Source organism: Prevotella veroralis DSM 19559 = JCM 6290, assembly GCF_000377625.1.
Taxonomy (GTDB): Bacteria; Bacteroidota; Bacteroidia; order Bacteroidales; family Bacteroidaceae; genus Prevotella; species Prevotella veroralis.
In genome coordinates this window covers 1-24409 of the sequence record NZ_KB898343.1, presented here as the reverse complement: position 1 = coordinate 24409, position 24409 = coordinate 1, and the positions used below count along the sequence as shown (strand labels likewise).

23 protein-coding genes and 1 pseudogene are annotated in these 24409 nt (G+C 38.2%); 19 read left to right on the top strand and 5 right to left on the bottom strand.

Annotation, left to right across the window (positions count from 1 at the left end; all coding sequences use genetic code 11):
* Nucleotides 1–95 precede the first annotated feature (95 nt).
* From D464_RS13695 to D464_RS0111910, 8 genes are all read left to right on the top strand, one after another.
* Nucleotides 96–257 carry a hypothetical protein gene (locus D464_RS13695; RefSeq protein ID WP_018911576.1) on the top strand — a complete coding sequence of 54 codons (162 nt, stop codon included), beginning with the start codon at nucleotides 96–98 and terminating at the stop codon, nucleotides 255–257.
* A gap of 106 nt (nucleotides 258–363) precedes the next feature.
* Nucleotides 364–498 (top strand): hypothetical protein, encoded by a 135-nt coding sequence (locus D464_RS14110; RefSeq protein WP_279625394.1) that lies wholly within the window; start codon nucleotides 364–366, stop codon nucleotides 496–498.
* 12 nt (nucleotides 499–510) lie between these two features.
* Entirely contained in the window at nucleotides 511–678 is a 168-nt protein-coding gene (locus D464_RS13690; protein WP_154649608.1) for a hypothetical protein, read from the top strand.
* A gap of 58 nt (nucleotides 679–736) precedes the next feature.
* Nucleotides 737–1741, top strand: coding sequence for a grasp-with-spasm system ATP-grasp peptide maturase (gene gwsG / locus D464_RS0111935; protein WP_018911574.1), 1005 nt, complete (start codon nucleotides 737–739; stop codon nucleotides 1739–1741).
* Complete coding sequence (locus tag D464_RS0111930) at nucleotides 1728–1940, top strand: hypothetical protein (protein ID WP_018911573.1); 213 nt, start codon at nucleotides 1728–1730, stop codon at nucleotides 1938–1940. Before gwsG ends, D464_RS0111930 begins: the two co-directional genes overlap by 14 nt.
* Nucleotides 1937–2989 carry a grasp-with-spasm system SPASM domain peptide maturase gene (gene gwsS, locus D464_RS0111925; RefSeq protein ID WP_018911572.1) on the top strand — a complete coding sequence of 351 codons (1053 nt, stop codon included), beginning with the start codon at nucleotides 1937–1939 and terminating at the stop codon, nucleotides 2987–2989. The genes D464_RS0111930 and gwsS overlap by 4 nt, the downstream gene beginning before the upstream one ends.
* Before the next feature lie 13 nt (nucleotides 2990–3002).
* Entirely contained in the window at nucleotides 3003–5135 is a 2133-nt protein-coding gene (locus tag D464_RS12795; RefSeq protein WP_208854301.1) for a peptidase domain-containing ABC transporter, read from the top strand.
* A 249-nt stretch (nucleotides 5136–5384) separates the two neighbouring features.
* A complete protein-coding gene (locus D464_RS0111910) occupies nucleotides 5385–6965 on the top strand; it encodes a hypothetical protein (RefSeq protein ID WP_024985971.1) in 1581 nt (526 codons plus the stop codon).
* A gap of 166 nt (nucleotides 6966–7131) precedes the next feature.
* On the opposite strand, the pseudogene tnpC reads toward D464_RS0111910, so the two are convergent.
* Nucleotides 7132–8464, bottom strand: a pseudogene (tnpC, locus tag D464_RS14200) (IS66 family transposase).
* A gap of 328 nt (nucleotides 8465–8792) precedes the next feature.
* On the opposite strand from tnpC, the gene D464_RS0111900 reads away from it, so the two are divergent.
* Nucleotides 8793–9542 (top strand): ThiF family adenylyltransferase, encoded by a 750-nt coding sequence (locus D464_RS0111900; RefSeq protein ID WP_018911569.1) that lies wholly within the window; start codon nucleotides 8793–8795, stop codon nucleotides 9540–9542.
* Nucleotides 9543–9552: 10 nt separating this feature from the next.
* Here the strand turns inward: D464_RS0111900 and D464_RS0111895 are convergent, their stop codons facing one another.
* Nucleotides 9553–10308, bottom strand: a complete 756-nt coding sequence (locus D464_RS0111895; RefSeq protein WP_024985970.1) for a helix-turn-helix domain-containing protein — start codon at nucleotides 10306–10308, stop codon at nucleotides 9553–9555.
* Nucleotides 10309–10497: 189 nt separating this feature from the next.
* Between D464_RS0111895 and D464_RS0111890 the strand changes: the two genes are divergently transcribed.
* From D464_RS0111890 to D464_RS0111875, 4 genes are all read left to right on the top strand, one after another.
* Complete coding sequence (locus D464_RS0111890) at nucleotides 10498–11127, top strand: hypothetical protein (protein WP_018911567.1); 630 nt, start codon at nucleotides 10498–10500, stop codon at nucleotides 11125–11127.
* Nucleotides 11128–11482: 355 nt separating this feature from the next.
* Entirely contained in the window at nucleotides 11483–13789 is a 2307-nt protein-coding gene (locus tag D464_RS0111885) for an outer membrane beta-barrel family protein (RefSeq protein WP_018911566.1), read from the top strand.
* 1 nt (nucleotide 13790) lies between these two features.
* Nucleotides 13791–15989 carry a peptidase domain-containing ABC transporter gene (locus D464_RS0111880; protein WP_024985969.1) on the top strand — a complete coding sequence of 733 codons (2199 nt, stop codon included), beginning with the start codon at nucleotides 13791–13793 and terminating at the stop codon, nucleotides 15987–15989.
* A gap of 18 nt (nucleotides 15990–16007) precedes the next feature.
* Nucleotides 16008–16472 carry an HlyD family efflux transporter periplasmic adaptor subunit gene (locus D464_RS0111875; RefSeq protein WP_018911564.1) on the top strand — a complete coding sequence of 155 codons (465 nt, stop codon included), beginning with the start codon at nucleotides 16008–16010 and terminating at the stop codon, nucleotides 16470–16472.
* 248 nt (nucleotides 16473–16720) lie between these two features.
* Here the strand turns inward: D464_RS0111875 and mobC are convergent, their stop codons facing one another.
* From mobC to D464_RS0111860, 3 genes are read right to left on the bottom strand one after another with little or no spacing between them, the layout of a single operon-like run.
* Nucleotides 16721–18724 (bottom strand): conjugal transfer protein MobC, encoded by a 2004-nt coding sequence (mobC, locus tag D464_RS0111870; RefSeq protein WP_018911563.1) that lies wholly within the window; start codon nucleotides 18722–18724, stop codon nucleotides 16721–16723.
* A gap of 54 nt (nucleotides 18725–18778) precedes the next feature.
* A complete protein-coding gene (mobB, locus tag D464_RS0111865) occupies nucleotides 18779–20053 on the bottom strand; it encodes a conjugal transfer protein MobB (RefSeq protein ID WP_018911562.1) in 1275 nt (424 codons plus the stop codon).
* Nucleotides 20054–20059: 6 nt separating this feature from the next.
* Nucleotides 20060–20440 carry a plasmid mobilization protein gene (locus tag D464_RS0111860; protein ID WP_018911561.1) on the bottom strand — a complete coding sequence of 127 codons (381 nt, stop codon included), beginning with the start codon at nucleotides 20438–20440 and terminating at the stop codon, nucleotides 20060–20062.
* Between the two features lie 591 nt (nucleotides 20441–21031).
* On the opposite strand from D464_RS0111860, the gene D464_RS0111855 reads away from it, so the two are divergent.
* The 6 genes from D464_RS0111855 to D464_RS12785 all read left to right on the top strand — a co-directional run.
* Nucleotides 21032–21835: a ParA family protein gene (locus D464_RS0111855; protein ID WP_018911560.1), complete on the top strand. Its 804-nt coding sequence runs from the start codon at nucleotides 21032–21034 to the stop codon at nucleotides 21833–21835.
* Nucleotides 21822–22340 carry a DUF3408 domain-containing protein gene (locus D464_RS0111850; protein WP_018911128.1) on the top strand — a complete coding sequence of 173 codons (519 nt, stop codon included), beginning with the start codon at nucleotides 21822–21824 and terminating at the stop codon, nucleotides 22338–22340. Before D464_RS0111855 ends, D464_RS0111850 begins: the two co-directional genes overlap by 14 nt.
* Complete coding sequence (locus D464_RS0111845) at nucleotides 22337–23113, top strand: hypothetical protein (RefSeq protein ID WP_021584798.1); 777 nt, start codon at nucleotides 22337–22339, stop codon at nucleotides 23111–23113. Before D464_RS0111850 ends, D464_RS0111845 begins: the two co-directional genes overlap by 4 nt.
* Before the next feature lie 157 nt (nucleotides 23114–23270).
* Nucleotides 23271–23573: a DUF4134 domain-containing protein gene (locus D464_RS0111840; RefSeq protein ID WP_004378854.1), complete on the top strand. Its 303-nt coding sequence runs from the start codon at nucleotides 23271–23273 to the stop codon at nucleotides 23571–23573.
* 4 nt (nucleotides 23574–23577) lie between these two features.
* A complete protein-coding gene (locus tag D464_RS0111835; protein WP_018911126.1) occupies nucleotides 23578–23913 on the top strand; it encodes a DUF4133 domain-containing protein in 336 nt (111 codons plus the stop codon).
* The coding region (locus D464_RS12785) for a TraG family conjugative transposon ATPase (protein ID WP_018911559.1) at nucleotides 23910–24409 on the top strand (500 nt) is incomplete at its 3' end. The genes D464_RS0111835 and D464_RS12785, both read left to right, overlap by 4 nt.

The following is a 24409-nucleotide window of genomic DNA, read 5'->3' as shown; positions in this document are numbered from 1 at the left end:
ATCACAAAGGATGTGACACAGACTGGTAATTATTCCAGTAGGACTAAGTGGAAGCCTTAAAGAACACATGGTATCTAACTAAAAATCTTATCTCAATGGAAAAGATCAATCTTTCCGAGTTCCAGGAGAACAGCCTTGCAATTACTGAGATGCTTAGTACATCTGGTGGTTCTGGTGAATCTTCTGGTACCGTAAACTGCCAGACAAAAAGTAGTGGTGGTGACTCTGATCACAAAAGATGTGACACAGACTGGTAATTATTCCAGTAGGACTAAGTGGAAGCCTTAAAGAACACATAGTATCTAAATAAAAATTTTATTGATGAAAAAAATTAATTTAGCTGACTTTCAGATCTCAAGTATTATGGTAGATGAGATTTTAAATGTCATGGGAGGAAGTGGCGGTCATACGCACAATAATACTGGCACATGTGGTTGTTTGACCAACACACAAGGCTCTGATGGTGATGGAAAAACTTGTGATACAGATACTGACTAAAATCTCAAATTGATGGATAAGAAAATAGATTTATCAATTTTTCAGCATGATAGTTTGGAAGTAGAATCTATGCTATCAACATGTGGCGGTAGCGCAGGGGGCTATACCGGAACTGTTAACTGTAGAACGACTTCTGGTAGTCGAGATGCTGATCAGAAGTCTTGTGATGTAGATATTTAACCTTTAAGGAACGAAGAGGAAAACCTTCCTCTCCGTTCTAAACTTAAATTCAAAATAGATGATACTAATTTTTTCCAATGAAAATGATCTTTCAACTCTAGGTGTTGCCAAACGTTTGAAACAAATGAGGCAAGATGTAATTATTATTGAGCCCGATACATCTGACAATATGCTAATAGGAATTGATAAGGAAAAAATTCTCTTCAAGAATATTAGAACAGGTAGGGTATTTAATCTTCTCAATGCTTCTGCGTGTTGGTGGAGAAGAAGTGGCCTGGGAATGAAGAACTTCACAAAAAGTTTACCTGAAAAATTTATTTTTGAAGGGCAAGATCTTTCTGCATTGATTTATGGTAACAAAAGTCTTGCATTTATGGAAATGAGTGATCTTCGAGATTATATTTTTAATACCTTATATAAAAAATGTAAGATAAAAATCGGCAATCCTAATGTAATGGGATTGAATCGTTTGGAGGTACTGGATACAGCTAAAGAATTTGGATTGGAGACCCCAAATTTTGCAATAATTACGAACTACAATCAACTTCAAAAACTTGATAATATTAGTGATCCTTTTGTTACCAAAGCCATATACAATGGAATCTATAATGTATTTGGCAAAATGTCCTATTATACATACACAGAGGTTCACGATAAAAAAGATTTTGAAGATAAAGATATTCCTCTATTTCCATCTCTAGTAACCAGCCTTATAGAGAAATCATATGAGGTTCGTTCATTCTATCTTGATGGAAAATTCTATTCAATGGCAATCTTTTCTCAAAATAATGAGCAAACAAAAGTAGATTTTAGAAAATATAGCATTGAAAAGCCAAATCGGACAGAGCCCTATCAACTGCCGAAAGAGATTGAAACTAAATTAGAGGCAATTTATAAGAAGTACAACTTAAATTGTGGTTCAGCAGATTTCATAGTAGATCAAGAGGAAAACTATGTTTTCTTAGAAATAAATCCCGTTGGGCAATTTGGAATGACTAGTCAACCATGTAATTATGATTTAGAACAAAAAATAGCAAATTACTTAGTATATGGACATCAATAAAAAAGAATTAACAGATGAGCAAATTGAAAATTTGCCTCTCTTTTTCAAAACTATTTATTACAATAAAATGGTAAGTATAGATGCAGAGAATCAATTGATGAAGTATAATTACAATATTCATGCGGTTGAAATGCGTCATTATAATCCTAATCGTAGAATATGTCTACCATATGATTTTTCTCAATTTGCTAATAAATGAAATACAATAAAGATTTATATTTTATAGTATCGTCGTCTTGCCAGTTGACTAAAGGTTATAGAATGACCTTATTGCAAGACTTTTCTCGTAAGTCGTTAGAATATATTCCTAATGATTATTATATGCTCACCAAGTTACTGGATAGAAATAAACTTGGAGAGGTAACAAGCAAAATTGCTAGCTCATCAATGGAAAGCTTTGAGAAGTACTTAAACTTTATGTTAGATAAAGAATATGCTTTTCTTGTGAAAGATATTAGTACATTTCCAGCTAAGGATAGAACTATTCATGATACACTGTTTCCAATAAACGATGCCATAATAGAATTTGATTTTTTAGAGTCAAATCTAGAGGAAATGTATTATTATCTTAACGAACTTAATTTAATGCAGTGCCCCTACTTACAAATTCGTTTTTTACCTCCGTGTAGGTTTAATTATATAAAAGATGTATTGAACAAAATCTGTATGATGGATTTTGAGTGTGTAGAAGTACATGTCGCTGATAGTCATAATATACCTATCAATATATGGAATGAACTTATTTTTGCTAATGCTGCGGTTAGTCGGATATATTTGTATAATCAATCCCAGTCAGAGGTGTTACCTTATAATGTAGAACCTATAGGGAATGAATCCTTATTAATGGGAGAAGTCATAACTATAAAGCATTCTCTTGATGTAAAAAACTGCGGAAATATCAATAAATACTCTATGCAGTTTTTTAATGAAGATTTCTATGAAATAAGTAAGCACTACAATTCCTGCTTGTATAAAAAGATTGCAATTAATAAGTACGGGCATATTAAAAATTGTCTATTTTTGGATAAGGTCTATTCTGCAGCAAATGGTCTTCAACGGCTCGTGAGGTCTGAAGATTTTCGCAAGTGTTGGTATTTGAAAAAAGATAGTATTAAAATTTGCCAAGATTGCGAATTTCGTTATAACTGTTTAGATTGTAGAGCCTGCAGCCTATTAGATAAATTGGATAAGCCACAAAAATGTAATTATAATCCTTATAAATTAGCTTGGGATGATGACCAGAAGTGATATTTTTAATAAGATGAATAAATTATGGAAAAAGTTTCCATGCTATTTTCAATATGATCAGATGGATTGTGGTCCAGCGACTCTATCTGCTATCTCATCTTATTATGGAAAGAAATACTCTATTCAGGAATTGAGGGAATATTGCCATTTATCAAAGGATGGGGTAAGTTTGCTAGGTATTGAAGATGCGGCACATAATATAGGCTTCGATACCTTAGCAGTTAAAGTTTCTATTGAAGAAATGATACAAAAACATCCTTTGCCTTGCATCCTACATTGGGATAATTCCCATTTTGTTGTACTCTATAAAATTAAAGAAGATCTTTTTTGCAGAAGATTCAGTTTTTATATTTCTGATCCTACATTCGGGTTGATAAAATTAACTCAAAGTCAGTTTCAGGAGCATTGGTGTGGGCTTGATGGAAAAGGAATTGGATTATTGTTAACACCAACAAAAAAGTTTTATGCTACCCAACCTCTCAATCGTCCAATTGGATTACAAAAGAATATAAAAGGTATATTAGGCAAATTTAAGAAGGAATATCAAATTCTCTTTTGGGGCATGTTTTTTAGCAGTATTTTTGCGATGTTTTTCCCTTTCTTGACACAGTCCCTCATAGATATTGGAATTGCAAATAAAAATGTTAATTTTATATTTATAATCCTTTCTGCCCAAATTTTCCTCTTTTTGGGTTCAACCATTATTGAAGTTATTCGGAATTGGGTGTTGTTATATAGTAACTCCTTAATTGACATAGAAATTATTTTCAATTTTCTGAATAAAATAATTAAACTTCCATTTAAATTCTTTGATACTAAACAGTTGGGGGATTTTACATCCCGCATTCATGACCATAATCGAATCCAAAATTTTCTTACATCTCAGAGTATAACTGTTGTATTTTCTTTTCTGACATTCGCAGTTTATTTTATTTTATTAACATACTATAATACTAATATTTTACTTATATATATATGCATTACATTAGTGTCTATTCTATGGTCTGTATACTTTGTTGAAAAAGAAAAAAAACTTGATTATCATAGATTTCGCGTACAACGTGACAATCAACAAGATGTTTTTGAGCTTGTAAATGGTATTGCCGATATAAAACTTAATGGTACAGAGCAATATAAACTGGATCGATGGAAAAATAGCCAAATAAAATTATTTAATATCAACTTCAAAACTTTGAAAATTGATCAATTACAAAGTATAGGTTACGCTTCTTTCAATAAGATAAAAGATATCATTGTTATTTATATTGCAGCAAAAGAAGTTATAAAAGGAGATATGACAATAGGAACGCTCCTAGCTATTTCATATATAATTGGTACACTCAATGAACCAATCCAACAAATAATAGAGTTTATTAGGAGTCTCCAGTATGCAAAACTTAGCTATGATCGACTTACAGAAGTACAATTAATGGATGATGAAGATTCAGGTACTAGGGTTTCCTTAGACAGTATTCCTACAGAGAGTAGTAAATTTATACATTTAAATCATCTTGATTTTCATTATTATGGGCCACGCTCTCCCAAGGTTCTTGATGATATTTGCTGTACTATCCCATTTGGTAAAACAACTGCAATAGTTGGAGAAAGTGGAAGTGGTAAAACTACATTAATAAAAATATTACTTAAATTTTATTATAACTATTCTGGTGACATCTTCTACGATCAAATTAATCAAAAAGAACTTTCCGCGAAAAGCCTTAGGAGTTGTTGTGGTGTTGTGATGCAGGATGGATATATCTTTTCTGATACCTTGGAACGTAATATTGCAACAGGAGGGGGAACTGTAAATAAAGATATGCTTTTGCGAGCTGTTCAAATAGCTGAATTAGAAGATTTTGTTAGAAGTTTACCTCAGGGGTTTAATACAATGCTTGGAACTGGAGGCAATGGAATCTCTGGAGGTCAACGTCAACGCATATTAATTGCAAGAGCAGTTTACAAAAATCCAAATTTCTTTTTATTTGATGAAGCGACTTCCTCGTTGGATGCAGAAACTGAACGGAAAATATACGATAACCTTGACATTTTCTTAAAAGGGAAAACTGTTATTAAAATAGCCCACCGGCTTAGTACTGTCAAAAATGCCAATCAGATTATAGTCCTAAAAAAAAGGTCGTATTATTGAATGCGGAATACATACCGAGCTTATAAATGCAAAAGGAGCATACTATAATTTAGTGAAGAACCAATTGGAATTAGGAAATTAAATTATGAATACAAACAATCTGCAAAAGAATTATTTCTTTGTTAAATATGGTCTAATTATTATATTTGTTACAGCATGTATAGTTCTTTTTTCACTATGGATTCTAAAAATTAAAGATATTTCTATCTTACAAAGAATAATAGAATATTTCATTAATAGACCTGTATTATGAAAAGCTCTCAATACAACATTTACAATCTATTGTCCCCTTTGCTAGCAGAATATCATTACAGTATATTGCGTAACGATTGGGATAAGGAAATGAAGCGTTTTCATTTCTCTCTGACATTGCCTATACTTTCTAATAAATTAAAGATATTTGGTGTAGAGAATTTCATCGCTAAAGTTCCTATTGAAAAATTTTCCCTAATGCCAGATAAATTTCTTGCAGTTTTTAAAAATCAAGAAACCTTTGACACAGTTTTAGTATCAAAGTTCCCCTCATATGTTGTAATTACAAATATTAAAACAGGCGTTTCTCAGCATATTACTTATAAAGATGTTCAGGAAAAATGGACTGGTTATATACTCTCTTTCAAAGAAAAACCAACTATAACACCTTTTCCTGATACTGAGAAAAAGGATAAATTTAACAAAACCATTAGTTGTGGAGTAATATGCTTTCTTTTGATTTTATCTTTTTATTTGATTTATTCCCATCATACATCTTTGGCTATTGACTTATTAATTTTGATAGGTATTGTTGGAATAATTGTATCATGGCAATCATTTAAAACATCTTTAGGCTATTATAATCAAAAAATTCAATCTATATGCAATATAATTGATAAAGGTAATTGCTTTTCTGTGATTCACTCTAAGGGCTCACAGGTGATGAAAAGCATCTCCTTAGCAGACCTCTCTCTAGCTTTTATGATCTATTCTACCTCTACAGCCTATTGCGCTATTTTTAATTATAAGATTTTATTTATCAATGAGTTGCTTATACCTTTAGCTCTCGCGCTAATTGTATATTCTATAATTTATCAAATTCATCTACAAGAATATTGTATTATATGTCTTGCGACATCTATATGTGTGATACTTCAGTCTTGCATATTGGTAATTTGTAATCCTCTAGTTCCTGATTATGATGCATGCTGTATTAACCTCTGGATAGGAATGGTATCAATTTGTACAACATTTATGCTAAAAGCTATTATAAGAAAAATAATAACATTGTATGCAGAGTTAAAATTTAGAAATCTGATATACTATAATCCGAATATTCTGAATTCATTTTTTATACAACTTCATCAAATAAATATAGCCTCTTTATACAATTTACCATTAATACCATTAGGCGATTATGGAGAAAAAAATATAATAATATTACTGTCTTTATCTTGCGATTATTGTAAAGATGCATATAAACATATTCGTAAATTAAAATATTATCATCCTTTGAAATATAGAATTAAACTATTGATTGATACAAAGACACTAGATAAAGTAACCCAAGATATTTTTCTTAAGTTGACGGAAATAGATAATTCTATAGATTTAGAAAAAGCCTGCGATGATATTTTTCTCTATGATATGTCACTAAAAAAGTGGATAAAGAAATGGGGAAGACCAAACCAATCTTCGTATAATTCATTAGATAAGAAAATACAGTCTATAGAAGAATTTGAAAGAGAAAATCAAATTAGTGATGTACCAACACTCATTATAAATAATCAAATTTGGCCTTCAGATTACTATAAAATAGATGATTTATTATATAATATACAGTTTATGAATATTTGATTTATATATTGAGATTATTGTCATATGTAAAATAATAAAATCAACTCTACCATATTTAGCAGGGTTGATTTTATTATTAGATTTATGATATATCGATATCCTATTATATGCCAGTTATTGAGTAGCTATTCAGCGATACTCGATATATACAATGCATATCAATTTATCAAACCTTAAATAAGGCTTGAATCGCATTATATGGAGTTTTGTCGTGCTTCTTCGCTGTTTCTACAATCGAAGAAGTTCAAGAAAGGCGCCTGCTCCGAAGTCGGAACGAAATATACATGAGTTCTTTAGTTTGATTTTTAGCTTGCGTATTCCCCGTTCGCTTCCATTATTGTCAGAGGGTATCATCGGATTCTCAAGGAAATTCAAAATGTAATCTCTGCATTTGACTAAGCCTTTTTTGAACGTAATGAACTTTTTACCAAGTTTCTCTATATTCTGTTTGAGCAGATTGTCTAAACGCCGGGTCCATGACACCTTGTCTATAACGTCCTTCGGATTAGTGTTCCGCTGGTGAATAGCTTCACGGAACAGATTGGTTACTTTCCCAGACCACTCTTGTTCTGTGTTCAACTCTGAAAGATATTGCAGTTCGCGAAGTAAGTGAGCAAGACATACCTGGTGATTGAGGAAATGGAGTGCAAAGTATGCGCTATGGCGGTCGGTAACGGCAGTCATTCGTTCCAAGCTATCGCTAAACTTGTCTGCCAATACCTTCGAGCCTCTTCCAGCAGTACGAAAAAGCAGTGTGTAATAAACTGTTTGTGCTATCCAGGCCCAATCGAGTCTTTTGTTACAGTAAAAGCCACTCTCATCGAAACCAACTACTGCTGATGACTTGATATATTCTTTAATCTTATCAATCACAGGTTGCGCATTTCTTTTTGCTTCATTTACCCAGTTCACCTGCGAGCCTTCGCTTGGAGTGAGACCGAGTACCTCACGCAAAAAACTTGCTATACGCCGTATGGGAGAAATTGCACGACACTCAGATAAACCACTAAAGTCTTTACGCTTGAATCATATACCACGTTGTTTGACCGCCGTCTCGGTGCCGTCCAAATACGTTCACCACAGTTCTTACATACCATCACATAGTGTCGGATTTACTTGATTACGGGCTTCAACTCTGGAATGGAAATAACCTGCGTCACATAATCAAGTACACGCTCGGCGTCTGATAAAGATTCTCTGCAACGAGTGCAATAGTTAGGTACCTCATCGATTATCTCGTCAGGTACGGAAGAGCAAGACAACTTATGCCCATCATGTCCCTTTTGTCCTCCCGGCTTCTTACCACTTGGCTTACGTCGGCTTCTTGTTCTTCTGACAACCTCATCCTTCATACGCTCCTTGCTTGGTGGAGTACTGCTGTTATTAGAGTTCTTGTCAGGGTTTTCATACTTGGCCAAGCGTTCCCGTAAGTTTGTAAGTTCCGTATCTTTCTTGCGGATTTGGAGGTTCAGAGCATTTATGTTACGGTTCAATTTCATAATCTCGGCATACTGCTGGCTGATAGTTTCACGCAACAATCACATCTCTTCCGTCATGTCTTGTAATACTTTTGATATGTCCGCAACTTGCTCTTTCATAGGTACAAAGAAAATCTGAAATATGCAAGAAAAATGAGTATCTTTATAGTCTTTATATGAAGATTTTAGGGGAAAGAATACTGACTGGTTAATACCGCTGAATAGTTACTATCGCAAACAAAAGTGTTATAAAATCTAAAATAATCAGCAAGGCGAGCAATTATTACACTTTTGTGTAGAGTATATATGCTTTATTACGTCTACTTTTGCCTAAAATAATTATTTCGTTATGGAAGAAAGATACAGCAGAAACAGGCTCTATGTGAGCGAAAGAGAACAAAGCATCATAAAGGATTATAAAATATTCCTTGGTGGTGCAGGTATAGGCAGCATTATCGCTGAATGCGCTTTAAGATTTGGTTTTGAACATATCACCATCGTTGATGGAGACAAGATAGAGCGAAGCAACCTGAACAGGCAGAACTATACAGAGAATGACATTGGCAGATACAAGGCGGAATGTTTGGCTGAGCGTTTGCTAAGCATCAATCCTGATGCACAGATAGATTTCCATACAGAGTTTTTGACTCCTGATAACATCGAAGAGATGCTGAATGAGCATGATGTAGCCATCAATGCATTGGACTTTAAGGATAAAACTCCATTCGTCTTTGATGAAATTTGCAAGGAAAGAAAAATCCCAGTACTGCACCCATACAACTTTGGTTGGGCTGGCTTTGTTACGGTTGTAGACCCATTGGGGCATTCTTTATCTGAACTGACTGAAGAGCCAAAGGGATTTGAATTAAAGGTAGCTGAGTATGTTACTGGACACGGGGCTTTTTGGAATCAACCTAAAGAGTGGTTAGACAAAATTGTAACCCAATATAAAAAGGAAAGCGAAATGCTTCCACCTCCACAACTGTCCATAGCATCATGGATTGCAGCAGGCTTGTGTACAACGGCAATGTACAATCTTGCTACAGGAAAACCTGTGAACTATTTTCCTAAATTCTATCTCTCTTCGCTTTTGCCGTAAGTTATTTTTTTCAGAAGAGTTTGTTTAAGGTAGCTCTTGAAATAGCTTCGGTGATATTCGTCACGCCTAATTTGTCAAAGGCGTGGCGTTTATAGGTTTTGATAGAATCTAACGAACGGTACATCCTGTCCGCAATTTCCGTCATGGTAAGTCCTGCTGCAGATAACCGCAGCACCTCAATTTCTTCTTCTTTGAGCGATACCCCTTCACACTCTTTCCATCGATGCCCCTCAAAAGAGTATTTCCAATAGTTTCTGAGCCCATTCTTGTGGAACTCTACATGCCCCACTGTTTTATGTGAAGATAGTGATACGACACACATACCTATCCATATCTTACCCTCATCTGTCAATAGAATTGGAGTAAGCTGGTGATTAATCAACTTACTTTTTGTTCCACTCTTCAGATGAAAGTGATAGGACATAGAACACTGATATTTATCAACATTATCGAAAGTCTCAAAGAACTTAAACCCACTGCTATTTAACTCAACAAGCATTTTTTGTTCGTCCTCTGGTACATGCTCCAAGTAAAAGCTGTAGCCTAATTCCTTCACTTCCTTTGCTGTATGCCCACAAAGAAACAAAGGGTTGTCCGACACATAAAGAAATTCCTGCCTGTAATAGTCTATCAAGTAAACACTCTGATAGGTAACACGAGCAAAAGCTTCTACGGTTTGCACCAATGTAGAGAGTACATTGGAATCATAGTCAGGTGCGTTGCGCACGGTGTTCGATGCTATAAAGAAATCTTTTATGTCTGTCATATATGCTAAACGTGTTAAGATTCTCTGATATATTTCACCACAAAAGTACATTTTTAATGCGGAATACCGCAAAAAGATTACACAAAAGTGTAAAAAACAAAGAGAGAGATGCCAAATTACACAAAAGTGTAATAGATGATATTCGCATAAGAAGTATTTTTGCGTATAAATCAAGAAACAAAAAGCATTATGGAAAAACAGATTGCAACATTTAAGGACTATGCTATCTTCATGGCAGACAAAACGAGTCTGATGGAAATAGCACAGTTTGTGGTTAGGGAAAATTACTCCCATCACTTATCTTCATTTACAGAGAAAGAAGTAAATGAAGATATCAAATCAGTGCTTGAAGAAGAGGAATATTTGTATGATAACAAATCTCATATCTATATTGCAAGGGATGCCTTTGGGAATATAGTTGGCTGCATCAGGAGTTTCCATTGGGATAAGCACAAGACTCTTCCTATTGAAAAAATATATGGAATAAATCCACTGAATGCTATTCACGGGGAAAGTAAATATAGTTTTTGGCATATAGGGCGCTTTGCCGTTGCAAAGGATTCGGGAATATCCACATTGACATTGTTCAAGCGGTTAATGGCATTGGCAGTAAAACCGATAGTTGAGGACAAGTACAGCTATATGATTGCAGAGATTGACAGCAAACTATTGAAAGTAATGAAGGTGTTGGGATTTGGTACACGTCAAATCGGAAAATCCATCGAATATCTGACATCGGAGACTGTTCCTGTATGTTCCAGTAAGAGAGGTATTATGGGCTTCTTTTCCAGATATGGTGAACTTTGCAAGGCTGCATGATTACACTTTTGTGTAATATTTCAGACAACAAATTCAGAATTACACAAAAGTGTAACGATATAATTTGGAGATATAAATATATTTGCAACATCAAAAAGATAATCAAGTCGACAAGATTATAAAACAGACCCAACTGTCAAAAGGAGCAATGCCGGAAGCATAAACTCTGTGGAGGATGTTCAGTGAACCAATTTTATTCGTTCAAGGATAATAATTTTCTGTGTCATCCAATTGAAGATAAATGTAAGTATACAAGAAAATATATAGAACAAATTTTGCTTCTTATATATCGTGTTAGGACAGATACGAGGTTATGGGAGTTACTACTTAATAAAATTAAAGGAAAGGCATATTTATGAAAAAGGTTCTCATTATATTATTAGCATTGTTCTCATTGTGTTCAGCCAAAGGACAGCAAATTAAAGGTATAGTGTTGAATAATCAGCACAAGCCAATACCATATGCGAATATATTGGTTTATAATCTACCAGATACAACTTTCGTGATAGGAACGGAAACACAAGGCGACGGAAAATTTGAAGTGAAAGTTCCACAATACAATACATATTTATTGAGAATAACCTGTTTGAATTACCAGAAATGCCAGATTATTACAAAACCTATGGATGAGTTAACTATTACTCTGAAAGAAGATATAGTTAATCTTCAAGAAGTGGTGGTAAAGTCTTCAAGACCAAAAATGAGAATGTCAGACAATGGTATTGCAATGCAAATTGCTGGAACTTCCTTAGAAAAAATTGGAACAACAGAAGACCTTTTAAGCTATATTCCAAGCATTATCAAAAACAATAATAGTTATGAAGTTTTTGGTAAGGGGATACCTGTGTTTTATGTTAATAATAAGAAAGTACGAAGTCTTTCGGAGCTGGATCGGTTGCCATCAAGTAAAGTGGAAAGTATTGAAGTTATTTATCAGCCTGGAGCTCAATATAATGCAGCTTCCCCTGCCATTATCAAAATTATAACAAAAAATGAATATAATGGAGGTGGTATGTATTTACGTTCCTCGTATTATCAGGCTGATAGACCTTCTTTTGTCGAACAAGTTGATTGGAGTTATATACATAAGCCCTTGGAACTATTTGGAAGTGTAAAATACGAAAATAAAAAGATAAACAATAAAAGTATATCGAGTACTAACATTTTGAGCGATACTCTATGGAATCAATTTTTAAATCAAGAGATTAAACTAACAAGGAGTAATTTGGATGCTAATATCGGCATGAATTATGCTTTCAGTAAAAATCAGATTGCAGGTTTGGAATATAATGTTGTCTTCCATCCATCACAGAGGACCAAAGGTGCCATATATAGTTCTATTTTAGCAAATGGTCATACTTTTGATGAGATTCAAAATTCAGTATCAATAGATGATCATCAAAATCCAGAACATCAGTTGGATGTGTTCTATACTGGTAAAGTCGGGTCACTTATAGTAAATTTTGATGGAACTTTTTTAACTAATAAGAAAGTAATGAGTTCAAATTATGAAGAAATAAGTAAGCAGATGGAGAGCCGTAACATACATACAAATCAAATTATTAGAAATAAGCTGATAGCCTCAAAATTAAAAATTCAATATCCTATCTTTAGAGGTATGCTGTCATGTGGAGCAGAATATATCCATACAAAACGTGAAGATAATTATACAAATTTAGAAAAATATATTCCTTCATCAGGGAGTGAAAGCAAGATGTCTAATATGTCTATATTTTTAGAATATTCGAATAAGCTGCCTTTCGGTGTCGCCAAGGCGGGAATACGTTATGAAAACGAATATACAGATTATCTTGATGGAAAGACTTCTAATTCTCAGGAGTATGAATATAGGAATTGGTTTCCGAGCATTTCGTTTAGTTCAAAAATCCAAAACCTATCTTTGCAAATTGGATATACAACTCGAACCCTCAGACCAACATACACACAGCTAAGTGGTAATGTTATATATGGTAATCGTTTCCTATGGCAAACCGGAAATCCTTATCTTCGTCCAGAATATATACACAATATATTCATATCAGGATTATGGAAGTTTGTTACTTTTTCTTTAAATTATGAGCATTCACAAAATGCTATATTGTACTGGGCCTCTCCTGTTCCACAACAGTCGGCTGTTTCATGTATTTCATTTATAAATTTACCATCACTCAATTCGTTCTCTGCATCTATTGCTTTATCAAAACAAATTGGAATTTGGTCTCCTCAATTATCTGTTGCTGTAAAAAAGCAATGGCTAACACTAGACTTAGAAGGAGAGAAGTCCTCATTAAATAAGCCTATATGGCAAATGAGTTTCAATAACATTATAAAGTTCAATCATAGTTGGGTTCTTTCTGCTAATGGTTGGTTTATAAGTAAAGGTAATACTAAAAACATGGAATATCGTAAAAATTTTGGAGCAATAGACATTGGAGTTACTAAATTGCTTTTGAAGGATAACTTATCAATACAACTCAAAGCTACAGACATACTCCATTCTATAAAGAATACTTCGACTCTTAATGCCAAAAATATCAATATGCCACAAGAATCTTGGACTGACAGTCGGCAAGTTATCCTTACACTTAGTTATAAGATAAATAAAAAACAAAGCAAATTTAAAGGATCTGGTGCTGGAGAAAGTGCTATAAAACGCTTATGATATGACAAAGATACATTTTTTCAAACAACATGACTCTATGGAGTGTGGAATAAGTTGTCTACAATGTATATGTGCATTTTGGGGAAAGGAAGTTAGTGTAAACCAACTTTCAAAGAAATGTGTTATGACAACCGAAGGTGTTTCTTTCTTGTCAATTGTAGAAACTTCAAAATCTATTGGGTTAAAAACACATAGCACACGCTTAAACGCAGATGATTTGACATCTTCTATGCGTTCACCTTGCATCCTCCATTGGAATCAAAACCATTTTGTGGTTCTGTATAAGGTCAAGAATGGAAAGACATTCTATATTGCTGACCCAGGTAAAGGACTTATCAAGTACAACCTTGAGGAGTTTAAGAAGCACTGGATCAGCACTCAATCGGACGGTGAGGAGAAAGGCATCGCCATGTTCTTGGAACCCACACCAGCCTTTTATGAAAAGCAGACAGATGAACAGCCAACAGAGGAACGCTCATTTAAGTTCCTATTTGGCTATATCAAGCAATATCGCAAATACTTCGGGCAGATTGTCTTGGGCTTGCTGGTGGGCAGCCTTTTGCAGCTTATCCTGCCTTTCCTCACACAATCTATCGTGGATGTGGGCATCAAAAACCAGAATATCGGTTTTATATGGCTGATACTCTTAGGACAACTGATGCTTACCGTGAGCCGTACTGCCATCGACTTTATCCGTCGTTGGCTGCTGTTGCATATTTCGCTGCGCATAAACATCTCATTGGTAAGCGACTTCTTTATCAAGCTCTTAAAGCTCCCTATGTCGTTCTTCGATACAAAACTAATGGGCGATCTTATGCAGCGAATGGGTGACCACAGCCGTGTGAATACGTTTCTAACACAACAAACGCTCAGCATCGTGTTCTCACTCTTTACCTTTGTAGTGTTCAGCATCGTGTTACTTTCTTACAATTGGCTCATCTTTACCATCTTTATGTTGGGCAGCTTGCTTTATGGCGGTTGGCTTGCACTCTTCCTCAGGCGCAGAAAGGTACTCGACTACGAACTCTTTGAGCAGCAAGCCATCAACAACAACAAGACCTACGAGTTTATCACCTCCATGCAGGAGATAAAGCTCCAAGACTGCGAGCAGCGCAGACGCTGGGAATGGGAGGACGTGCAGGCAGACCTCTTTGGAGTGCAGATGAAATCGCTGAAACTCCAGCAGACACAAGAGGCAGGTAGCATCTTTATCAACGAACTCAAGAATATCGTTATTACCGTAGTGGCAGCTACTGCCGTCATTCATGGACAACTCACACTCGGTATGATGCTTGCCGTACAGTACATTATTGGTCAGCTCAATTCTCCTGTTGAACAGTTGATGAGTTTCTTCTATTCGGTTCAAGATGTAAAGATTAGTCTTGAACGCATTAACGAAATCCACCGAATGGATGACGAGAACGGAAAGCAAGGATTGGAAACAGCAGTGAAAGAAGAAAACGAAGGCATAGACCTTGAAAACGTAAACTTCAAATACGACCCTCACGCACTGAAAACTATTATAGATGATGTTAGTCTCACTATCCCCAAGGGTAAGGTAACAGCCATTGTGGGCGCATCGGGCAGCGGTAAAACAACACTCATCAAACTCATGTTAGGCTATTATCCCGTATTGGGAGGACAAATCAATATTGGTGGAACAGATGTAAATACGCTCAATAAAAAATGGTGGCGCAGACAATGTGGCGTGGTAATGCAAGACGGTGTTATCTTCTCCGAGTCAATTGCCCGAAATATTGCCGTAGATGATGAAGAGATAGACAAGGAACGCTTGTTAAAGGCTGCCGAGATAGCTTGCATCAATGACTATGTGATGGGACTTCCCTTAAAATACAACACCAAGATTGGGCGTGACGGTGTGGGCTTGAGCCAAGGACAGAAACAGCGCATCTTGATAGCAAGAGCCGTGTATAAGAATCCCGACTATATCTTCCTTGACGAAGCCACCAACTCGCTCGATGCCAATAACGAGCGCATGATTGTGGAGCATCTGGATGAGTTCTACAAAGGCAAGACGGTAGTTATCGTAGCCCACCGACTAAGCACGGTGAAGAATGCTGACCAGATAGTGGTATTGGATAAAGGCAAAGTTGTGGAAATTGGCAACCACGAAGCACTTACGACAAAGCGTGGCGCATACTACAACCTTGTAAAGAATCAGTTGGAGTTAGGAAACTAATATAAAAGAAGTACAACTATGGCAGACGATAAGATAGAACTCCGTAGCGAGAAAGTAAGACATATCATTAGCGAAATCCCTTCAGGTATTGTACGTTATGGTATCATGATTATTACTATCGTGATTTTAGGACTACTTGTAGGGGCGTATTTTATCCCTTACCCAGATACTATTGACTGTAAGGCTGTGGCAATTGATAACAATAAAGTTACTTTGCTCATTCCTTATAAATATCTCAATGAGATAAAAAAAGGAGCTAAAGTAACCATAGAATTTGAAGGGTATAACTCAGAAGCATATCCATGTAAAAATGGATTCATTACTAATATTTCACACATTCCAGTAAAACAAGATGGGCACAATTTCTTTATGGCTCACGTGCAAGTTAGTAGAAAAGGTTATAGTCTTCTACATAATATGACAGGAACAGCCTCTATATTAATTAACAATAAAACTATTTTACACCATATTATAAAGCTGTAAATAACTTTATTTAGTTTGATAAGCAGAATGAAATCAATAGATTTTTGGTTCTACTGTAATTAGTGTGAGTTAACATATGTCTAGACCACCATAGAAGAATAGAATCGCTATCCGATAGCGTTCGGCAGTACCATATCCTCTGCCGATGGTCTTGATTTCTTCATACTGACTACAAAGATACGAATTTCGTGCCGCTTAATGCGGGATACGGCATGTTAATTCACACTAAATCCCGCAGAACCAGATTTTTAAGTCTTAATTAGATGACATAGATTAGAATTATGTTTTATCCTCTCTATTTCTGAAGCCACCAAATTTAATATTTCCTGTTTCACACACTGATAGTTAATTTCGATGGTTTCTTTGAGATTATCGGAGCCATCTTTGTTTCGGAATGTGTTGATTTCAGGAATAGACTGGTATTGCATCATTTCGGCAGAGACTTTGGCGCTATCCACTACAATCTCCGCGTGGAAAATCTTTTGATCAATACGCTCGTCGAAGTTGTCGGAGACTGCACCTACAAACATACCTTGGGTGAGATTACTGATTTTCGATGCAGGGATAAGACTGTCCATCTGTGTGGAGATAGACGTGGACTTATCGTTGCGGTTAATGGTCATAGACTGTCGTTGTTGAAGCACTTTACCAAAACGCTCGGAAAGCGTCTTGGCAGTTTCGCCCACGACTTGCCCACTAAACACATTACCAACCGTGTTCTGTATCACCTTGCTCTCCTTATCCCCATAATCGCGAGTGAGCTGTGAGAAGTCCTGAAAGCCCAAGCAAACTGCCACTTTATTGCTACGGGCTGTGGCGATGAGATTGTCAAGTCCACGAAAATAAATCGTAGGTAACTCGTCGATGATGACCGAAGATTTGAGCTGTTTCTTTTTATTAATGAGCTTCACGATACGACTATTGTAAAGACCGAGTGCAGCCGAATAGATGTTCTGACGGTCGGGATTATTGCCCACAACAAGCACCTTCGGTTCGTTGGGGTTATTGATGTCAAGTGAGAAATCATCACCCGTCATTACCCAATAAAGTGCAGGAGAAATCATACGTGATAGTGGTATCTTGGCACTGGCGATCTGTCCCTGCAACTGGTCTTGTGCCCCGCCCTCCCAAGCGTCCATAAAGGGAGAAAGGTAATTAGCGAGTTCATCGTAGGCGGTGAGTATCGGGAATATTTGAGCATAGGGGCGATTGAGGAACTCAATGGCATGTGGGAAGGTACAGTATTTGCCGTTCTCGTATATCTTCAAAAACCAGATGATGGCTGCCAGCAAGATGATGGGCGACTCCACAAAGAAGTCTCCCTGCTTTTGTATCCACGAACGGTTCAGGTTGAGCATAATAGTGTAGGCACTCTCGTAGGCATCCGATATATCCGTCATAAAGGCAGGATTGATTGGGTTGCAGCGATGGCTTCTTCGTGGGTCGTCAAAGTTAATCACAAAGAACTGCGGTTTTACCTTATAGGCATCCAAATGATTGAGCAAGTGATTATAGGCTATCTCGGAAAGATCGGGAAATTTATAGTCGTAGATGTACATTGCAAAGCCTTTTTCTATCTGCTGCTTGATGTAATTGTTCACAATGGCGTAAGACTTGCCCGAACCCGGTGTTCCGAGTACCATTGAGGCACGGAAGGGATTGACTACATTGATCCAGCCCTTATTCCACTTCTTCTTATAGTAAAAACGTGTGGGGAAATTGACGGAATACTCATTCTCCATCAATCGTGTTTCCTGCATGAAACTCTCGTTCTCCGTGTTGAACACATCGTCCATCAGGTTGTTTTTGAGTAGTCGACTCATCCATACACCTGCCATCAGCAGGCAGATATAGCCCATAGACAGCGTGAAGATGTAGAGCGAAGCTGCTCCGATCTTTCCTATGGGCAATGCCAGCAACCACCAATTCAGAAAAAAGAAAACAAAACCGGAGAAAAGCACCATCCAAATCTTTGGCCATGTGATTTTCTCCTCCTTCACGCCTTTTGTGCCCAAGCAGGAGAGCGCAAGGAAAACCACACAAAAGAGTTTTGTCCACAGGATAGATGAAAATAATCCCGTGGTGCGTTGAAAGTTCATCAGTATCTTGTCGATGATACCGAGTGTGAAATGCCACTCGTGAAACGCCTCGTAGCAGAACCAGTAACAGTTAATGAGAAGAAATATCACCGATATACCCCTCATAAAGTCCATGACCTTACCTAATGCCCTTAAATCATCTTCTTGTGCCATAATGCTATTTTATTGTTGTTTGAAAATTGTTTGAATGTTATTTGAGCAGTGTACTTAACGCTTCCTGAGTTTAAGATTTACCTTACTTTGCTTACGGAGTTTGCGTTGCCATGCCGCTTCTTTCCAATCATCATTGCCCGAAGAAGAGAAAGATTCTCCCACCATATCGTCGATAAGTTCATCGACAAGGTTGTCGCTTTCCTGCTCATCAGACTGTATTGTTTGCATCTGTTGCTGTAAGGTAGTATCAATCTTGCCATAAAGCGATTCATCCAAGAACGGATTATTCTCTGGGTTAGAGAAGTACTCGTTAAACTTATTAGCTGCATATCCTTTACCCAATCGGGAGCCATTGAGCGCAATGCCCCTTTCATCATCAATGAACGTAATACCATAGAGTCGTCCATCCTTATTCTTTCGGATAACTACACGCAAGCCTTGTTCCTCCAATCTTTGTCGGAGTCTTCCCTCCGTACCAGGAGAAGTACGCATTACTTCTAATACCTTTCTTCTGATGGTTGGTATCAATGGCTTAACCATCTGCTTCGATTTTTGCATCTTGTTCTGAACGGCAGCATAGCCCACACCTCTACCTATGTCCGAGGCGTGAATGGGTGTGCTTGTTTTATTGCCCTTATCATCAGTCGGAACATAGACCAGCCCATTATATTTCTTTCCCCGAAACTCCGTCTTGACTTCCTCTGTGGCAAGATTATATTTACTCAGTACGGCATTCAGTTCACCCAAGGAACAGAAGCGATAATGCTTCAGAACCGTGCGAACAACGTTTGCTACCTGCTCCTTGATATTCCCTTTACCAATATCCACCTTGGGCGTTTCTTTCATCGCCTTGTCAGTAACTTTTGAACTTGGAATGAGACCAAACCTCGTTTCCAAGGCATCGGTAATCTTCTTGCTCCTCCGTTTCTCAAACCTGTCGTTAATTTTCTGTCCACGACCGTCTACCCGAAGTGATACGATGTGGATATGCTCACGGGCGATGTCGTTGTGCTTGAACACAATATAGGGTTGCTTGCCATAGCCGAGTGCTTCCATATACTCCTTGGCAATCTGCGTAAGCGTTTCATCGGATAGTTTTTCGTCCGGATGCGGATTGAGGGAGCAGTGAAAGACCGTTTTCTTTGTCCTGCATTGCTCAGGTATCGCCTTTTGCATATCGGCAAGTACCTTATCCATTTGAAAAGTGCCATCGAAGCCTTTCCGAAGTTCGTTCACGCAGAGGACTGCCGCTTCGTTGTGCTGCACCTTTTTGAAGTTATATCCCAATGCTCCTCCAAGGTTCTCGGTAGAAGAAATCTTTGCAATCATATTCCTTTATCGACTATCAAATTGTTCCGTCAGTTGGATGGCTTTCTGTTGTAGCGTGATGATTTGACCAGAGATTTTTTCTAATTTTTCAAGTAAAATCTGTGCAGTTTTCACGCTGTGATAAGAGTTTATTGCGCGTACAGTTTGGTTGTAGAGTACGCCTATTCGATGATTTTCGGCAATCAATTCCGAGAGTTTACGATAATAATCCACAGCGGATTTATCTACTGTTATCACCTTGAACTTTCCTCCAAGAATACAGCCACGCACAAAATCAGACTTCGATTTTGCACCGGATTTATGGAAAAGTTCAATGACTTTTTGCTGGTCTTTGGGACTGGGAAGGCGGGTATCCCATCTATCCCATCGTTCTACGTTCGGTTTCATCTTCAATTTGGTTTGTTATTACGACTTTGGAGTAATCATTCCCTCGCACCGAGGCAAGGTTCTTTGTCGGCAAAAACGCAGTTTGTCGGACAAAGACACACCTTGCCAATATCAAGAGTTGATACGATTGAAGTATCCACCCTCGTGGGGTGTCTGCTTCGGGATATTACCTCCATGTATTATTCTCGCCTGCAAAGTTACGGCGAGTTTTCAAATATCTCATTATCAATGGTATTCACTCTTTTTCCTCGCATTTCCCTGCACTTCATTGGTGTCATATAATCAGCCAAAATATCATTTATTTTGCAGTCAGAACGAGCGAACAATGGTATGATAACACAAGCAAAAGATATATCGTATTACCGTTGGCTTACACCAAAGATGACAAGAAGGAACGAAACATATTCATAACAATTTGTTGTCATGACAAACTATTGTCAGTACAACAGATAGCAAGAACTATAAATCGTCCTTTCAGACTATCGCACGAACCATACGCAGCCAGAACAAACTGTCTGCTGATACTTCTCAAGAATGAGAGCACATCCAAACATCAAATAGACAAGTAATATGAACTAAGAAATTATCATTATGGAGAACAAACAACAACGCCCCATCTTTCTGGGGTTCTCCTCGCAAAAGGGAGGAGTCGGAAAAAGCACGCTTGCCGAAATCGTAAGCAGCATTTTGTACTACGAACAGGGTATCAACCTCTTCGTGGTGGACTGCGACCTGTCTCAGGATTCCTTTTACAAGCTGAGGGAACGTGAGAAAAGTGTCGTTCAGGGAAGCGAGGAACTTTCCAAGTCTATGCAGGCTTTCTTTCAGCACCTCGGCAAGAAGGCATACAGGATTTACAAGTCCAGCCCCAAGGAAGCCGTCAAGACAGCACAAAGTAAGATTGACGCTATCAGCAATGAGAAGTACCAGTTGGTTGTGTTCGATTTTCCCGGTCATGCAGGAACAACGGAGCTGATGGAACTGTCCCTTCAGATGGACTATATCCTATCTCCACTTGAAGCCGACATACAGTCGCTCGTCTCTTGTATGGCATACGCCAAGACCATCACGGATATTGGTGTTTCTATGTCCGACTCACGGATAAAGGACATTATCCTGTTCTGGAACAAGGTGGACAGAAGGGTGAGGAACGTCATCATTGACGAATACACGAAGCTCATCCAAGGACATGAGCTCACGCTCCTGCCCGGCTATGTATATGCCACGCACCGCTTCTCCCACGAACTCTCCACATACGGGCTGCGTGGTGTGTTCCGTTCCACCTATCAGCCTCCTGCAAAGGGACTGCGAACGGGTACGGGGCTGGATGAACTCGTCTCCGAGATAATTCAACGTCTCAAACTAAAAACGAAAACAGAAAATGGCAACGATTGAGGAAAGAAAACAGCAACTGGAAAAGAAGCTGAAGAAAATGGCAGAGGACAATGTCGTGGTGAAACCTGTCACGGTTCCCAACCCCTTCGATCCATCCGAGGACACCGAGCCTTCCCTCGCAACATCACGAGAGGAAGACAAAAGTTCGGAAGAAATGAAGACGGCAAAAGAAGAACGAACAGACGAAACTGGAGGAGAGGAAATCGGGAACACGGAACCGAAAAGAGAAAGAAAACCGAGAATAGAAAAGTCTGGCAGGTCGTCCCTTTCCATAGAGGAATACCGTTCCCTATACTTTCATCCCGTACGTTCGCAAATGCGGACGGCTTTCTCCATCAATTTGGAGACATTACAGAACCTGCGCAATGTGCTACAAGACTTAGGAGAAAGGGGATCTATTGCTTCCTATATTGATAATATCCTCCGGGAGCATCTGCGGGAACATCAGGAACTTCTCAATAATGCAGCAGCAAAGCAAAGACGTAAAACAACAATAACACTATGATGGAAACAATACTTTTCAGTTTTATACTGGTACTCATCATCATTTGGATGATGCTTGGTATCCTGTATTTCTATATGCGGTATGTATCTCCGTATGACTTCATTATCAAGAAAAACGGAAAGAGCGATGAAGATATCAAGAAGAAAGAAGCAACGAAGAAAAAAGACGGACAGAAAGGAAAAGGAACAATAGAGCAAGCCGAGTTTGTACTGATTGGAAAAAGCCGTTCCACTTCCCCGATTATCCCACAAATTCCCTCTGTTTCATCATCTGAAAATTCGGAGCAGAATAATAATAATTTTGCACCGCAGAACTCCGAAAAGGAGGAAGAAATGAAAGAGGACAACGAAATGGACGTTGATTTCGAGATGGAGAGAGTGGACGAGAATGAGGTCGCCCGTGAGGAATTAAGCCTGCCCATCGAGTCCACATCGGGCGAAGCCGAAATTTCGGAGCAGTCCGTCCTCGCACGTGACTTAGTCCGCCTGCAAAAGTGGGCAAAGAACAGTGAGGAGGCTGATGAGGGAGAAGTCAAAGAGACCGTTCTGCAGCTTCAAGACTCAGACCTGTTGGATAAGTACAAAGAAAACATCGCCAAGATGCTGGGTGAACAAGCCTCGCTATTGGAGAAAATCCGTAAGGCGGAAGAAAAGGAAGAACAGAATGCTCAACCAGCAATGCCATCATCACAAAACTCAACACCTCCTGTTTCTGGCATATCTGACACAGCAGTGGGCGATGCTGACGACAGACCGCTGTCCTATTATCTGTAAAAATGGTTTCTTGATTTTCATATTTCGGAGGAATGCAGGGGGTGGCTCAAAAGTAAAACAATCAACCAATATCAGTCATACAATAAAACCGAGCCGCCCCTTACCACCTCTATCCAAAAGAAAACAATTCATTTAACAACTTAAAATAAAAAGAACAATGAACAACAAAAAGAAAATCACAATGCTGCTCCTGATAGCCGCCACTGCCACAGGAGCATACGCACAGGGCAACGGCATGGCGGGTATCAATGAAGCCACAAAGATGGTAACCTCCTACTTCGATCCAGGTACAAAGCTTATCTATGCTATCGGAGCCGTAGTAGGTCTGATTGGAGGAATAAAAGTCTATAACAAGTTCTCAAGTGGTGACCCCGACACGAGCAAGACCGCAGCTTCTTGGTTCGGTGCGTGTATCTTCCTCATTGTGGCTGCTACAATCTTGAGAAGTTTCTTCCTGTAAGGCGATGGCAGCATTTGAAATCAACAAGGGTGTAGGCCGGACGGTAGAGTTCAAGGGCTTGAAGGCGCAGTACCTCTTCCTCTTTGCAGGAGGCTTGCTGGCTGTCTTCATTCTCGTTGTCGTGCTCTATCTCTGTGGAGTCAGCCAAATTACCTGTCTTGTCATAGGTGTAGTGGGTGCCAGCCTTGTGGTATGGCAAACGTTCACCATGAATAGAAAGTATGGGCAATATGGGCTGATGAAAAAAGGAGCAATACGTATGCACCCACGCTACCTTGTAAACCGCCGTACGGTCTGCCACCTTATCTGTAACCTTCAATCAAAGAAAGCGAAGCAATGAGAAATAAAAGCAAGATAACCACCTTGGAGTCTAAGTTTCCACTGCTCTCCATAGAGCAGGGTTGCATGGTGAGCAAAGATGCTGACATCACGGTGGCTTTCCGTGTGGAGCTGCCCGAACTCTTCACCGTCACTTCTACAGAATACGAAGCAATGCACTCAGCCTGGCATAAGGCAATCAAGGTGCTACCCAATTACAGCATCGTACATAAGCAGGACTGGTTCATCAGGGAGGACTATCAAGAAAAGCTCTCCGATGGCGGACTGAGCTTCCTTGCCCGTTCCTCTGAACGGCATTTCAACGAACGTCCGTACCTGCACCACAGCGTTTACTTATTCCTGACCAAGACCAACAAGCAGCGTATGGCACAACAGAGCAATTTTTCCTCGCTCTGCCGTGGACACCTCATTCCCAAGGAAATCACCAACAAGGACGAAGTGATGAAGTTCATGGAAGCTGTAGACCAGTTTGAACGCATCATCAACGATACCGAGCA